Here is a 14,670-nt window from a genome sequence, read left to right on the forward strand (position 1 = left end):
TCAGCGCCCGGCCAGGAGCATCGGGCCGCCGGGAGCAGGAAGCATCGGACACTGCCGGTCGAGCAGACCCGCGGCCTTGCGCACCAGCAGGGCTGCCTCGCCGATGGTGCCGACCAGCATGCGCATGCTCTCACACTCCTGTCCCGGCAGGACCGGGCGATCGGCCTGCGGCTCGTCGAGCAGCGGCAGGATCGCCTGTTCGAGCGCGTCCAGTCCCGATGCGGCGCGTGTCGGTGCAGCACGCACCTGGTGCAGCGCATGCAGTGCCCGACGCGCCGCGTCCTGGCCATCGGGAGGCAATCTCGGGTCGCGCTGCAGCCGTTGCAGCGTCAGCACCACGCGCCCGAGGGCGATGATCACGAAGGCTGCCTGCATGATCGGGGCGGGGGAAATCTCCGGCACCTGCTGCAGACGCTGGACCAGGCGTTGGGCCTTCTGCATCTGCAGGTTCTGCCAGGTTTCCCAGCAGGGGAGCCCGCCCAGGCTCGATGGCGCCCGCCACTGACGCCGCGACAGCAGCTCCACCGCCCGCCCGAGCGACACCGAGAGGCGCCTGACGTCACGCGCCGGGTTCGCCGGCATCAGCACGCGGAACACCATCACCAGGCAGACGGCGCCCAGCAGGAACGCCAACCAGTCATTGAACAGCAGGATGTCGTCGTACTTGATCGGGTTGTGGACGTTCAGCATCGCGTTGAAGAACACGACGTAGGCAAACGCCCGATTGCGATGAACCGGGCTGAATTGCAGCCAGATGCCAGGCGCCAGACACAGGCACAACGCGCCCCACAGCAGCGGGAAGCCGGAGATCTGCGGCAGGATGAAAATCTCGCAAAGCACACTGCCGACGATCGCGAACAGTGTCCCGGTCGCGAACTCGATGCTCGCGCGGGACGCCGAGGGGCTGCTCGACAGCAGGCAGGCAGCCGGCACCAGGAAGGACAGCATCGTCGGCCCGGCTGTCCACTGCGTCACATACCAGAACAGGCCGCCGATCAGGGTCACCAGCAGACCGCGCACGCCATTGCGGATCGCCGTCTGCCAGTCGAGGTAGGGGCGTAGCCGCATTCTCGTGTCGGCCGGGCCCGCCTCGGTGAGATCGGTGATCGCGAGGGCCAACTGGTCCAGCAGATCGCGTTCGTGCAGGGCGACGGTAAGGGCCCGCGGGTCCTGCATGGCCGAGGCGAGTGCGGCGACCCGGGTGCGCGCCGCCTCGATCGCCGGAAGGCTGGCGGCGAGGCTGCCGGCCGGCAAGACCGACAGCGCGAGCATGCTGTCTCGCGCGATCTTCTGCGTCTGTCGTCCAGCTTCGGCGTCCGGCGAGTCCGGCAGGGCAAGGTCGTGCAGCGGCTCGAGCTGGCTCAACAGGCCGAGGAGGCGCGACGCTCCGACCCGCAGCCGGGCCGTCCGGCGACCCAGGACGTAGCTTTCGGCACCGGCATATTCGATCGCCTCGTCGAGTGCGCCGGCACGGGCGAGCAGCCCGGATCGGGGCAGCCGGTCGGCATCCAGGTCATCGAGCGCCTGGCCATTCGGACGCCGATACACCACGAAGGCCGCGGCGATGTCGCGCACCAGGCTCTCGATGGTGCGCCCGAGCGTCGGGGGCGTCGGCAGGGTCGTCAGCAGGAAGACCAGGGCGGCCGCGACGATGCCGACCGAGACTGCCGAAACGCGTGACAACGCGCTCGTGAAGATGTTCTGCGGGTCGGCGAACGAGCCGCTGGCGACGATGATGATGGTGTAGCCAGCGAGCACCGCACCGTAGGCCCGGAAATAGCGCAGCAATGACGCCACCACGCAGGCAAGTCCGATACACAGCGACAGGGCCACCGTGAACAGCAGCGGGGCCTGCGCGAACACGGCCATCAGCACCACGGCTGCAGTGGCTCCGAGCAGGGTCGCAAGCAATCGCCAGACGCTTTTCGACACCAGCGCGCCGGTCACCGGGTTGGCGACGATCAGGACCGTGGTCACCGAGGACATCGGCGATTGCAGCTGCAAGGCGAATGCAGTGAACAGCGCGATGCCGATCGCCAGCATGGTGCGGAGCGTATAGGCGAAGGTTGCAAGATCCGGCGCGAGTTCCTGGCCAAGCCAGGTCGGGCGCGACAGGAACCGCCGCGTCCGATCGGCAAGTCGCACCAGCAAGCCGGTTGCGGCGTACCGTCCCGATCGGGCTGTCGAGATACTCACGCCGGGGGACCCCCGGATGCGTGTCGAGCCCGTAGCGTGCAACGTGTCCGTTCGATGCGACCGAGGGCGGTCGTGCAGGCGCCCCTCTCGGCCTGCGCGACCCGCTCCAACAGCCGTTCGCACTCCGGCGTTTCCGGCTGGAAGGCCAGTGATGGGGCGTCCAGGTCGGGCATCCGCGCCAGCTCTCCCTGCCGGATCGGGGTGGCCAGATTGCCGAACAACAGGATCGGCCGCCAGCTGGCAACGGTCAGCCCGTGATCTCGAGGCGGCTGGTCCCGAATACGTTGCCGCGCATGTCCAGGCCGCGGGAGGCGATGGCCGGAGGCGATAAGATTGTCTTCCCGCGGCTGCTCATCCATTACCAAAGTCAATGATTTGCATGCGTATGACTGTCAACCTGCCGTCGACGCGACGGCGCAACGTTCAAGGCTTGGCTACGTTGATCGGCGGCAGCAACAGTCCGATGTGTGCAGCACGGGGGTTATTAGAAGATGCAGACCATGGACGGCCCAGGACAGACGCCCGACGAGGCGGATGCGCGGGCGTCGAACGTGATCCCGTTCCCTCAGCGTCCGGCGGCCCAAAGGCTGCCTGAGCCGACGGTTGATCCGCAGGTCCAGCTCGAGCGCGCTGTCCTCAGATTGAAGCAGGCGGTCGATGAGCAGCGCCGTGCAGTCGATGCCTGGCGGTATAAACTGGCCGCCCTGCAGGGCAGTGTCCTCTCGCTGGCAAGCAGCCTGCGCATCGCGGACGAGGCAGTATCACGACCGGAACCAACCCCCGGGCATTCAGCTACGGACTCGATCGATAGCGGCGTGAGCGGTTCCCGCTGACCGTGCGGCCTGATCGGTACACGTTGCCGCGGGCTCGTCAGTCGCGATCGGCGGAGCCGAGCTGATCGCGCAGCCACGCGCCGGTATCGAATGCCTCGGCATCCGGGCGCGGGATCCTGAAAACGCCGTTGACCCGTGCCGACGGCGTCCCGTCGGTCCGGACGAGGCCCTGTGCGAACATCAGGCTCCGCGTCGTCTTGAGGATCTCGCCGGTCGCCTGCATCCAGCCGCCCGGGCGCGCCGGCGCCAGGTAGTCGATCGAGAGGCTGATCGTCGGCAGGATCATCGCCTCGAAGCGGTTCTCGAACATTCCCGCGAACGCCAAGAGGATGTCGCAGAAGGTCGCGATCATGCCGCCATGGCAGGTCCCGGCCGGGTTGCAGTGCTCCGGCGTCACCCTGAAGCCGCCGACCAGATGGCCGTCCTCGCTGCGGACATGCAGCGGCAGGGTGCGCGCGGTGAAGTCGGAGAGGCCCGCCATCGGCAGCCGTACGAAGCCGGCCGGCGCCTCCTGCATCAGAACGAGGCCTCCGCGAGCGCCATGGTGGAGGCCTTGCCAGACTTGATCGCCAGGAACAGGCCGGTCGCCTGCGGCAGAATACGGTCGATGAAGAACTGCGCGCTGGCCAGCTTGGCGCGATAGAACTCCGGCTCGTCGGTGCCTGTCGCCAGCCGCTCCGCGGCGATCCCGGCAGCGCGCACGAACATGAAGCCCATCGCCACCAATCCGAGCAGACGGAGATAGTCGGTGGCCGCGGCGCCGGCCTCCTCGGGGTCCTTCAGGCCGGATTGCGCGATCTGCCCGGTCGCCAGCTGCAGCGCGCCGAACGCCCGCTCGAGCTGCTCGACCATGCCGGCCACCGCCTCGTCCTTGCGATGCGCCTCGATGAAGTCCGAGATCGGGTGGAACAGGCGGCGCAGGCTCCGGCCCATATGCGCCGGCATCTTGCGGCCGACCAGGTCGAGCGCCTGGATGCCGTTGGTGCCCTCGTAGAGCATGGCGATTCGGGCATCGCGGACATACTGCTCGACTCCGTGCTCGCGGATGTAGCCGTGCCCGCCATAGACCTGCACGCCCAGGCTCGCCGCCTCGAAGCCGAGATCGGTGAACAGCGCCTTCACCACCGGCGTCATCAGCGCTACGAAATCCGCGGCCGCGGTGCGCTCGCCCTCGGTGGCGGCGTGCTTCGACAGATCGACCGCCTGAGCCACCCAGATTCCGACAGCGCGACAGCCCTCGGCGCTGGTGCGCATCGTCATCAGCATGCGCCGCACGTCGGGATGCACGATGATCGGATCGGCGGCGAGATCCGGACGCTTGGTGCCCGACAGGGAGCGGCCCTGCAGCCGGTCCTTGGCGTAGGCGACGGCCGACTGGTATGCGGCCGAAGCGATCCCCAGGCCCTGGATGCCGACGCCCAGGCGCTCCTCGTTCATCATCGTGAACATGCCCTGCATGCCCTTGTGCGCGGTGCCGACCAGCCAGGCCTGCGCGTCGTCGAAGGAGATCTGGCAGGTGGCGGACGCCTTCAGCCCCATCTTGTGCTCGAGCCCGGTGCACAGGATGCCGTTGCGCGGCCCGACCGAGCCGTCCGCCTTTGGCAGGAACTTCGGCGCCAGGAACAGGCTGATGCCCTTGATCCCGGGCGGTGCGTCGGGGAGTCGTGCCAGAACCAGGTGGATGATGTTCTCGGTGAGGTCGTGCTCGCCGGCCGAGATGAAGATCTTGGAGCCGGTGAGCCGGTAGCTGCCGTCATCCTGCGGCACCGCACGGGTGCGCAGCATGCCGAGATCGGTGCCGCACTGGCTCTCGGTGAGGCACATCGAGCCGGACCAGATGCCGTCGATCATTTTCGGCAGATAGAGGTCCTTGAGCTCGTCCGAGCCATGCGCCGCCAGCGCCTGCACGGCGCCATGGGTCAGCCCGGGATACAGGCTGAAGGACAGGTTGGCGCCGCAGATCATCTCCTCGACGAGCTTGTTGACGCTTTCCGGCAAGCCTTGGCCGCCATAAGTCGGGTCGCCGGCCAGTGCGTTCCAGCCGCCCTCGCGGAAGGTGTCGTAGGCGGCGCGGAAGCCCTTCGGCGTGCGCACGACGCCGTTCTCGACGACGCAGCCTTCGATGTCGCCGGACGCGTTCAGCGGCAGCAGCACTTCGGTCGCGATCCGGGCCGCCTCCTCCAGCACAACGTCGACGGTCTCGGCGTTGAGGTCGGCGAAGGCCGGCAGTGATGTCAGCGCGTCCAGGCCGTGCAGCTCGTGCAGCACGAAACGCATGTCGCGAAGCGGGGCGTCATAGGTCTGCATGGCGGTGTGTCCTGTGCAGCGTGATGGGCATCAATTGCGGAGTGGCTTGCCGGTTTCGAGAGTGTGCTCGATGCGATCGAGCGTCGGGCCGGTGCGGATCAGCCGCATGAAGGCAGTGCGTTCGAGCGCCAGCATCTGCTTCTCGGTGACCACGTCCATCAGATCCGCCTCGCCGCCCGACAAGACTTCCGCCAGGTTGCCGGCAACCACCAGGTCGTGGTCGGTGGCGACCCCCTGACGGTGGAATCCCTCGGCGGCGAGTTTCATCGCCATGCGTCCGCCGGCTCCAGGCAGCCTGAACTCGGGAGGCTTCGGAGCGGAGTATCCATCCACCAGAGACAACGCCCGGGCACGCGCCTCGAACAGCAGTCGGTCGCGATTCATCGTGATCCGATCGGTCTCGCGCAGGAAACCGAGGCTGCGCGCTTCGGTCGCCGACTTCGCCATCCTGGCCGTGCTGACGATCTCGAATACCTTCGCCACCGCCGGCATCGGCCCCTTCGGCATGCCGGGCGAGGCGACCCAGCGGGCGATCATCTCGCCGCAGCCGCCCCAGCCCGGGACCAGCCCGACACCGCACTCGACCAGGCCGACATAGCTCTCCGCATGCGCCTGTACGGCGTCCGAATGCAGCAGGATCTCGCAGCCGCCGCCGAGGGCCAGGCCGGCCGGCGCGGACACCACCGGGAAGGGCGCGTATTTCAGCGCCTTGTAGGTCCGCTGGCCGCCCGACACGAGTTTCTCGATCTCGCCCCAGGCGGCAATGTTGCAGGCGAACAGCGCAAGACCGAGATTGGCGCCAGCCGAGAAGTTGGTGGCGTCGGTATAGACCACGAGCGCCTTGTAGCGCTGCTTCACCAGGTCGATGCTCTTGTCGAGGAGCTTCAGGGTGTGCTCGTCGATCGCGTTCATCTTCGAGGTGAACTCAAAGCACGCGACGCCGTCGCCGATGTCCCACAGGGCGGCCGACCCGTTCCTCAGGAGCGGCTCGGAGCGGCACTTGATGTCGTCCAGCAGCAGCACGCCGGGCGGTCGCTCGATCGGGACGTATTCCCCGTCCACGCCGAGGAACAGCGTCCGGCCGTTCTCGACCTTGTAGAACCGGCCAGTGCCGACCGTGCGCAGCACAGGCGGCACCGGCCGGCCTTCCGCCTCCAGGCGACGTGCCACGGCCTCCGGACCGAGCGCGTCAAGCAGTTCGAACGGCCCCTGCTTCCAGTTGAAGCCGAGACGCATCGCGGCATCCACCGAGACGATATCGTCGGCGATCGCCGGCACCAGGCTGGCGGCATAGGCGAGCGTGGCACCCATCACGGTCCAGGCGTAGTGGCCGTAGCGGTCGGTGGACGCGATCAGCGCGGCCGGGTCGCGTGACAGCGCCGACGGCAGGCTTGCCGTTCGTGATGGCTCGTATTCGCCGGTGACGAGGCCGATCGACTCCTTGATCTTCCCGGCCTCGCGGTTCAGCCGATAGAAACCGCCGCGGCCTTTCCGTCCGGTATTGCCCTCGGCGATCATCCTGGTCAGCAAAGGAGAGTCGCGGAGCGTCTCGAGGAACGCGTCACCGGCAGGCAGCGACGCCTTCATGCTGGCATTGATGTGCGGCATCAGATCCAGCCCGACCAGGTCCAGCAGCCCGAACACCCCGGTTTTCGGGATGCCGAACGGCCGGCCCAGCACGGCGTCGGCCTCCTCGACCGACAGCCCCTGGTCCATCGCCGCATTGACCGCCTGCTGCATCCAGTAGGTGCCGATGCGGTTGGCGATGAAGCCCGGCGTGTCATGCGCGCGCACCACCGTCTTGCCGAGGGCGAGGTCGCAGAACCGGCTGACCCGGTCGACCAGTGCCGGATCGGTCGCGGGCCCGGCCACCAGCTCGAGCAGGCGCATGTAGCGCGGCGGGTTGAAGAAATGCGTGATCATGAAGTCGCGTGACAGGCTCTCGGGCAATCCGTCGACAAGCTGCGCCAGCGGGATCGTCGAGGTGTTGGAGCTGATCGGCGTGCCGGGCCGACGCACCGCCTCGAGCCTGCGATACAGCGCCTGCTTCAGCTCGAGCCGCTCGACGATCACCTCGATGATCCAGTCACACTCGACGACCTTCCCGAGATCGTCCTCGATGTTGCCGGGCTCGACGAGTTTTGCGGCGGCCGGCGACATGAACGGTGCCGGGTCGGTCTTGAGCGCGCGCGCCACGGCGGCCTTGGCCACCGCATCGCGGTCGTCACCCGACTTCGGCAGGATGTCGAGCAGCAGCACCCGGACGCCGGCATTGGCGACCTGGGCCGCGATCCCCGCACCCATGACCCCGGCGCCGACGACGCAGACGCGGCGGATGCCGGTATCCGTGTCGAGCGCCGCCATCACACCCGCTCCAGCAGGGTGGCGATGCCCTGGCCGCCGCCGATGCACTGGGTCGCCAGCGCATACCGGCCGCCTTCGCGTGACAACAGCGCCGCCGCCTTGCCGACGATCCGGGCGCCGGTTGCCCCGAGCGGATGGCCGATGGCGATCGCTCCGCCATCGATATTGACCGTCTCCGGTCGCAGGCCGAGGTCGCGGATGCAGGCGAGTGCCTGGCTCGCGAACGCCTCGTTCAGCTCCACGACATCCAGCTCGGATGCCTTTACGCCGGCCCGATCGAGCGCCTTGCGGCTGGCGGCAATCGGCCCCAGCCCCATGGTCTCCGGGGCGCATCCCGACACGCCGACACTGCGCAGTCGCGCCAGCACCTTGAGACCGTGGCGGTTGGCGTAGTCCTCGGTGCAGACCAGCACTGCACTGGCGCCATCGGTCAGTGGCGACGAGGTTCCTGCGGTGACGGTGCCGTCCTTGTCGAAAGCCGGCTTCAGGGCTGCGAGGCCCTCGGCGCTGCTGTCCGGGCGCAGGCAGCCGTCGGTCTCGACCGTGCCCGCCGTGCTGCGCACCGTGACGATCTCGTCGGACAGCCGGCCGGACACCTGCGCGCTTGCCGCCTTGGCCTGGCTGTCGAGCGCGAACTGCTCCTGCTCCTGGCGGCCGATCTGGTAGCGCGTCGCCACGTTCTCCGCGGTCTCGCCCATGCTGATATAGGCCGAGCCTTTGGCGGCGAGATCCGGATTGGGCAACGGGTTGTAGCCGCCCATCGGCACCCGGCTCATGCTCTCGACGCCGGCGCAGATGAACACCTCGCCGGCACCGATCGCGATCGCCCCGGCCGCCATGTGGATCGCCTGCATCGACGAGCCGCAGAACCGGTTGACAGTCACACCGCCGACAGAGGTCGGCAGCCCGGCCAGTAGCCCGATCAGCCGCCCGACATTGAGGCCCTGCTCGGCTTCGGGAAATGCGCACCCGACGATCAGGTCCTCGATGTCCTCAGGTTTGACGCCGGTGCGCTGGATCAGCCCGCCGATCACCTGTGCCGCGAGATCGTCCGGCCGCACTCGGGCGAGCAGGCCCTTGACTGCCAAGTGGAACGGGGAGCGGGCATAACCCGCGATCACCGTGTTCTGCATCATGGCGGCCTCCGGCACTCGAGCGGCACCAGCCCGGATCGGTAGTGCCTTCCCTATACGTCAAGCACCTGGCTGATAGCATCGGGGGGACGAGGCGACAACACCGCCGTCCCGGGCCGGTCTCCGAACTGCGCAGCACTGCGCTGCACAATCACGGAACTGCTTGACGCAAGTGTTGGAGGGCGTAAGCCTTCTGTAACAAAGTCGGGCAAAAGCCCAGACGGCTTGGCGACTGTGGTCGAAACGCCACCGCAAAGATATGACGGATGGACCATACTGTCCGCGCTAGGGGATACGTCCATGAGATACCTGTCATCCGCCCGCGGTGCGGCGCTGTCCTGCCTGACGGCGTTGCCTTTCGTCGCAGGCTCCGCGGGCACCTCCGGCAGCGCGATCGCCGCGGGCTTCTACCTGCAGGACCAGTCGGTGAAGGGTGGTGGTCGCGCCTATTCCGGCGAGGCGGCAGACATGGGCGCGGAGTCGCTCTGGTGGAACCCGGCCAGCATTGCCGGCATCGCGCAGAGCGAGACCTATAACGGCGTCACCGGGATCTTCGTGAGCTCCACGGCGACCGATCACAATTCGACGATCCGCTATCTCGGTCGTGGCACCAGCTCCGTCGGCGGCGATGGCCGGGTCGACAATCCGGTGCAGAACGGCATCCTGCCGACCGGCGGGTTCGCCTATCGGATCGACGACCAGTGGGCGATCGGCATGGCGGTGACCTCGCCGTTCAGCTTCGTCACCAAGTACCCGACCGACAGCTGGACGCGGTACGCAGCCGAAACCTCGCGCCTGACCACGCTCGATTTTCAGCCGACGCTGGCCTGGCGGCCGACCAGCTGGCTCGGGCTCGGCATCGGTCCGAACATCGAATACCAAGTGGCCGATCTCAGCAGCGCGCTGCCCAACCTGTTTGCCGGCCAGCCGGACGGTCAGCAGACGCTGCACGGCAACGGCTGGGACGTCGGGTTCAATGCCGGTCTGCAGCTGCACCTGACCGACCGGCTGACCTTCGGCGCCGCGTATCGATCCAAGATCCAGCACGAACTCAGCGGCAAGCTCAGCGTGACCGGCCTGGATGGATTGCTGGCCGGCCAGAATCTCCGCGCAGATGCCGGCGCGCATTTCACGACCCCCTGGGCGGCCACCTTCGCCGTGCGCTACCGGGTGACGGATCGCCTCACACTGAACGCGCAGGCGGTGCGGCAGGGCTGGAGCGTGTTCGATGCGATCTTCGTGACCAGCCCGGTGACGACGCAGACCAACGAGAACTACCAGGACACGTTGAGCGGCGCCTTCGGCCTCGATTACGAGGTGACGCCGCGCTGGATCATGCGGACCGGCCTGCAGTACGACCCCACCCCGACACCGGGTGCATCGCGCGACGCGCGCGTGCCGGATGCCAACCGGTGGCTGTTCTCGGTCGGCACGTCGGTCAAGGTGACCCGGCGCATCACCTTCGACGCGTCGGTCACCTACGTCGACTTCCAGGCGGCCTCGATCAACCGAAACGCCAGTGCCTATGCCGGCACGCCGGTAACGGTGCCGGTCGCCCTGTCCGGCATGGTCGAGGCGAGCGGCGTGGTCGCCGGGATCGGCACGCGGCTCTGGTTCTGACCTTGTGATGCGCTCGCTGTCCGAGGAGATGCCATGTCGTTCGTGAGCGAGGTCATCGGCCGCGCGGCGGATGATCCCATCCCGGTGCGAACCCTGCCGCAGATGCTTGCCGAAACGGTGGCGAAACATTCAGCGCGCGTGGCGATCGACTTTCTCGGCCGGCGCTGGCGCTATGCGGAGCTGCAGCGCCTGGTCGACCGGGCGGCTCGCGGCCTGCAGCGATCGGGGCTGCAGCCGGGCGAGCGGGTGGGTCTGTGCCTGCCGAACACGCCCTATTTCGTGGTGTTCTATTTCGCCATCATGAAGGCTGGCGGGATCGTCGTGAATTTCAACCCGCTCTACACCGAGCGTGAGTTGATCACGCAGGTCGAGGATTCCGGCACCGTCATGATGGTGCTGCCGGACCTGCGCGTGCTGCACGACAAGCTGACAGCCGTCGCGGCGCGCACCGCCTTGCGCAAGCTGATCGTGTGCTCGCTGGCAGCTGCGATGCCGCCGCTGAAAGGGCTGCTCTACGGCGTGGTGAAGCGGCGCGCCATCGCGCCACCGGGTGCCGGCCCGTTATATGCACCATACGCCCGCCTGATCGACAATGACGGTTGCCCGGAGGACGTCGCGATCGATGTGCACGACGTGGCACTCCTGCAATATACCGGTGGCACCACCGGGATTCCCAAAGGTGCGGCGCTTACCCACGCCAACCTGACCGCGAACAGTGCGCAGGAAATTGCGGTGATGGGCATGCGTGCCGACACCCGGATCCTGGGGGTGCTGCCGCTGTTCCATGTATTCGCGCTCACCTCGGTGCTGAATTACGCGGTGGCGACCGGGGCCGCGATGATCCTGCTGCCGCGTTTCGAGATGAAGTCGATCCTCGACACCATCCGCCGCACCCGCCCGACCACTTTCCCGGCAGTGCCGACGCTCTACACCGCAATCGCGGATGCCGTGGCCGCCGGGTCGCCGCGGCAGGCCCAGGCGATGCGCTCGATCAAGGACTGCATCTCCGGTGGCGCGCCGCTTCCGGCCGAGGTCAAGCACCGCTTCGAGGCCCTCACCGGATGCCGTGTCAGCGAGGGCTACGGCCTCAGCGAGGCGTCCCCGGTGTTGACCTGCAATCGTCTCGGTGAGGCCGGCCCGCCAGGTTCGGCAGGCCAGGCGGTGATCGGCACGGTGATCGAGATCCGCGACCTGGCCGATCCGTCGCGTGTTCTCGGGCCGGGCGAGCGAGGCGAGGTGTGCGCGCGCGGCCCGCAGGTGATGCAGGGCTACTGGAACCGCGCCGCCGAGACCGAAGCGACGATGATCGACGGCGCGCTGCGCACGGGCGATATCGGCTACCTGGACGAGAACGGCTACCTGTTCCTGGTCGACCGCATCAAGGACCTGATCCTGTGCAGCGGCTACAACGTCTATCCGCGGACGATCGAGGAGGCGCTGTATCGCCACCCCGACGTGCTGGAAGCCACGGTGATCGGCGTGCCGGACCTCTATCGCGGCGAGGCTCCGAAAGCCTTCGTGGCGCTGCGGCCCGGTGCGACGGCGACCGGCGCAGCGCTGTCGGACTTTCTGGCCCGGGAGATCTCGCGGATCGAGATGCCGCGCGAGATCGAGATCCGGGCGTCGCTGCCACGCACCCTGGTCGGCAAGCTGTCGAAGAAGGAGCTGGTCGCCGAGGAAGCCGGCAGACGGGCAGCCCAGGCCGATGCTGATGCTGATGCCGGGGTCGAAGGGCCGGAGGCCGACGCCGCGCCAACGGCGGACAGACGGGATCGTGCCGGCCCGCAGGCGGCGTGAGCAGCTTCCTGGCCTTGGGGGGCCTTGTTGTCTTGAGCGCCACGCCGGTGCGATAGAGCCGCCGGAAGCAGGGCGTTGGAGCTGATGATGGAGGTTGCCGCCGGAGGCGCCCAGCAAGGGCGGCTGTACACCGTGACGGCCCTTGCGGCCGAGCTCGGGGTCACGGCGCGGGCGATCCGCTTCTACGAGGACAAGGGCCTGATCCGGCCCTCGCGTGTCGGGGCGACGCGCGTCTATTCGCATCGCGAGCATGGCCGCATGCAGCTGATCCTGCGTGGCAAGCGGCTCGGTTTCAGCCTGCGGGAGATCAAGGAATTCCTGGATCTATACGACGTCGATCCGGAACATGACGAGCAGAAGCGGCTGTTGCTGCGCGGCGTGCGGGACCGGATCAGGCAGCTGCGCGCGATGAGCGCCGCCCTGACCCGCACCCTGGACGAGTTGCAGGCGATCGAGCTGCAGGTCGCCTCCGACCTCGAGCGTTGAGCCGCCGCCGCGCGGGATATTGGGCCATGGCGATCGGGGTCCGACTACCCCGCCGTGATGGTCTTCAGCGCGTCGCGCAGTGGCTGCTCGGATACCACGACCAGCCCGGTGAACGGCGTGCTCATGTCCAGGATCACGAACACCGCCAGCACGATCGCCATCACCGACAGCCCGACGATGAGGTCGCCGAGCCAGGTTCGTTCGGTGATCAGCCCGAAACAGCCATACACCACCATCAGCCAGACCATCAGCATCGCGTAGAATGTCAGGTTGGTCTCGGTCTTCGCCTCGTCGGCGAGGCGGTGGCGTTCCTGCTGCAGGCGGGTGAGCTGGCCGAAGGCCTCGTCCTGGATGTGGTGCTGCATGTCGGTGGCGGCCGGAAGCAAGAGCATGCCGGCCTCGATCCGGCTCAGCAGTCCGAAATGCCGGAGCGATGCGACACCGAGGTCCGGGTCGGTGCGTGAGATGACGTCGCGGGTATAGTCCGCCAGCATCGGTCGCAATCTGCCGGCGTCGGGACCGTAGCTCGCCAACGTCTGGTCGAGGGTGATGATGTCGATGGCGTAGGTGCGGACCTCGTCGCCGGTGGCGTCGAACGAGGTCTTCGCGGAGGTGATCAGCAGGCCGAGCACGATGGCCGCGAACGTCACCAGCATGTCCATCACGATCCGCACCATGGCGTGCGTCGCCGGGCCACGATGGGCTTCCGGCAGCCGGCGCTGCAGCAGCGCGCCGCCAACGAAGCTGCCGAACAGCAGCGGCAGCGCGATCAGCGCATGCAGCAGGTCGCCAAGGTCGGTCCAGGACATGATGGCGGATCCAGACTGGCCGGAGCGCCCGGCCCGCGCGCCGGGAGGCCGGGTGCGGGCCGGGACGGCCTGGATGCCTCCCGGGAGTGTGCCGGGATCAGGTCGCGGCGTGTGCCGGATCGACCGGGGCGGTCGGGGATGGCGCCGCCTTGACGGACTGGATCGGCTCGCCGACCGGTGGCTGGATGCCGGCACGCTGCTCGGTGATCATCTCCAGGCGGCCGGTCACCTGACCACCATCCTCGACCTGCAACCGGCGGCACTTGGCAGTGCCGATCAGGCGGCCGGTGGCGCGAATGGTGAGGTTGCCGCGCGCCGTCAGGGTGCCGTCGACGGTCCCGGCAAGCTCGGCGTCCTCGACCTCGATCTCACCGCGGAACACACCGCCCGGGGCCACCGACAACTCGGTCGCGTGGATCATGGTCGCCTCGACCGTGCCCTCGACGACGAGCCGCTCGGCGTCCTGCACGACGCCCTGGACGCTGATGCCGCGTCCGACCACGAGGGTCCGCCGCTCGGCCGCATCCTTGCGCGGCGCACTACCGGGAGCGCCGGAAGTGGCACCCGGTGCGCCACCCGGACCGGTGCCCGGCATCGGTCCGCGATTGGCGGGAATACCGCCAGGGGGCATCCCGCCAGCGGCGGCGGGAGGGCTGGGAGGAGTGGGGAACGGTGAACGACCCATCGATGAGGCCTCCTTGGACGGTGCTGGGTTCGGGACGGTAGTCGAGGCCGAGCTTTGGCCCGGGGGCTGCGACGGCTGACCTGGCGTGGGTATTCTCGGCGCTTGCAGTGAGCCGAAGGTGGAGGTGCCGGTGGGCGTTGCCGGAACTGCACCCGAGGCTGGCCCAGCGACGGGTCCGGCGGTCTGCTCGGCCGGCTGGGCGGGCTTGCTGGACATTTCGGGGCCGGGCGGAACCCGCGGGACTTCGCCGGCCTCTTCTGGTTTGCGTCGTCTGAACACTGGATCCCCGCTGCTCTCGTCGATGTCTCGGGTCTGAACGGCGCTGCCGCCCAGCGGGAGCCTCACGCGCGAGCGAGAGACCGGCCTTCGCCTTACACGCAGGCAGCGTGGACCGACAAGGGTCAACGCTGACGGAACCGTGTTTCGATCAGCCGATCCTG

At 68.0% G+C, this 14,670-nt stretch carries 11 protein-coding genes; 4 read left to right on the plus strand and 7 right to left on the minus strand.

Annotated elements, in window-relative coordinates; translation table 11 throughout:
* Complete coding sequence (locus ACOEQ2_RS09420) at positions 1-2,196, minus strand: FUSC family protein (RefSeq protein WP_419727735.1); 2,196 nt, start codon at positions 2,194-2,196, stop codon at positions 1-3.
* A 491-nt stretch (positions 2,197-2,687) separates the two neighbouring features.
* Between ACOEQ2_RS09420 and ACOEQ2_RS09425 the strand changes: the two genes are divergently transcribed.
* Positions 2,688-3,029, plus strand: a complete 342-nt coding sequence (locus ACOEQ2_RS09425) for a hypothetical protein (protein ID WP_419727736.1) — start codon at positions 2,688-2,690, stop codon at positions 3,027-3,029.
* Between the two features lie 37 nt (positions 3,030-3,066).
* Here ACOEQ2_RS09425 and ACOEQ2_RS09430 read toward each other — a convergent pair whose 3' ends face one another.
* The 4 genes from ACOEQ2_RS09430 to ACOEQ2_RS09445 are packed head-to-tail and all read right to left on the minus strand — an operon-like array spanning position 3,067 to position 8,836.
* Positions 3,067-3,546, minus strand: coding sequence for a PaaI family thioesterase (locus tag ACOEQ2_RS09430; RefSeq protein ID WP_419727737.1), 480 nt, complete (start codon positions 3,544-3,546; stop codon positions 3,067-3,069).
* Positions 3,546-5,336: an acyl-CoA dehydrogenase C-terminal domain-containing protein gene (locus ACOEQ2_RS09435; protein WP_419727738.1), complete on the minus strand. Its 1,791-nt coding sequence runs from the start codon at positions 5,334-5,336 to the stop codon at positions 3,546-3,548. Before ACOEQ2_RS09435 ends, ACOEQ2_RS09430 begins: the two co-directional genes overlap by 1 nt.
* Positions 5,337-5,366: 30 nt before the next feature.
* Positions 5,367-7,700, minus strand: coding sequence for a 3-hydroxyacyl-CoA dehydrogenase NAD-binding domain-containing protein (locus tag ACOEQ2_RS09440; protein WP_419727739.1), 2,334 nt, complete (start codon positions 7,698-7,700; stop codon positions 5,367-5,369).
* Positions 7,700-8,836, minus strand: coding sequence for a thiolase family protein (locus ACOEQ2_RS09445; protein WP_419727740.1), 1,137 nt, complete (start codon positions 8,834-8,836; stop codon positions 7,700-7,702). Before ACOEQ2_RS09445 ends, ACOEQ2_RS09440 begins: the two co-directional genes overlap by 1 nt.
* A 297-nt stretch (positions 8,837-9,133) precedes the next feature.
* Here ACOEQ2_RS09445 and ACOEQ2_RS09450 point away from each other — a divergent pair, with 297 nt between their 5' ends.
* The 3 genes from ACOEQ2_RS09450 to ACOEQ2_RS09460 all read left to right on the plus strand — a co-directional run bounded on the left by ACOEQ2_RS09450 (position 9,134) and on the right by ACOEQ2_RS09460 (position 12,736).
* Positions 9,134-10,453, plus strand: a complete 1,320-nt coding sequence (locus ACOEQ2_RS09450) for an OmpP1/FadL family transporter (protein WP_419727741.1) — start codon at positions 9,134-9,136, stop codon at positions 10,451-10,453.
* A 33-nt stretch (positions 10,454-10,486) separates the two neighbouring features.
* Positions 10,487-12,250, plus strand: coding sequence for a long-chain-fatty-acid--CoA ligase (locus ACOEQ2_RS09455; RefSeq protein WP_419727742.1), 1,764 nt, complete (start codon positions 10,487-10,489; stop codon positions 12,248-12,250).
* 84 nt (positions 12,251-12,334) lie between these two features.
* Positions 12,335-12,736, plus strand: a complete 402-nt coding sequence (locus ACOEQ2_RS09460) for a MerR family transcriptional regulator (RefSeq protein WP_419727743.1) — start codon at positions 12,335-12,337, stop codon at positions 12,734-12,736.
* A 44-nt stretch (positions 12,737-12,780) separates the two neighbouring features.
* Here ACOEQ2_RS09460 and ACOEQ2_RS09465 read toward each other — a convergent pair whose 3' ends face one another.
* Both ACOEQ2_RS09465 and ACOEQ2_RS09470 read right to left on the minus strand, forming a co-directional pair.
* Positions 12,781-13,545: a hypothetical protein gene (locus ACOEQ2_RS09465; protein ID WP_419727744.1), complete on the minus strand. Its 765-nt coding sequence runs from the start codon at positions 13,543-13,545 to the stop codon at positions 12,781-12,783.
* 97 nt (positions 13,546-13,642) lie between these two features.
* Positions 13,643-14,230, minus strand: coding sequence for a bactofilin family protein (locus ACOEQ2_RS09470; RefSeq protein WP_419727745.1), 588 nt, complete (start codon positions 14,228-14,230; stop codon positions 13,643-13,645).
* Positions 14,231-14,670 lie beyond the last annotated feature (440 nt).

Origin of the sequence: Lichenicola sp. (assembly GCF_965198575.1) — a bacterium.
In the GTDB taxonomy this organism is placed as follows: domain Bacteria; phylum Pseudomonadota; class Alphaproteobacteria; order Acetobacterales; family Acetobacteraceae; genus Lichenicola.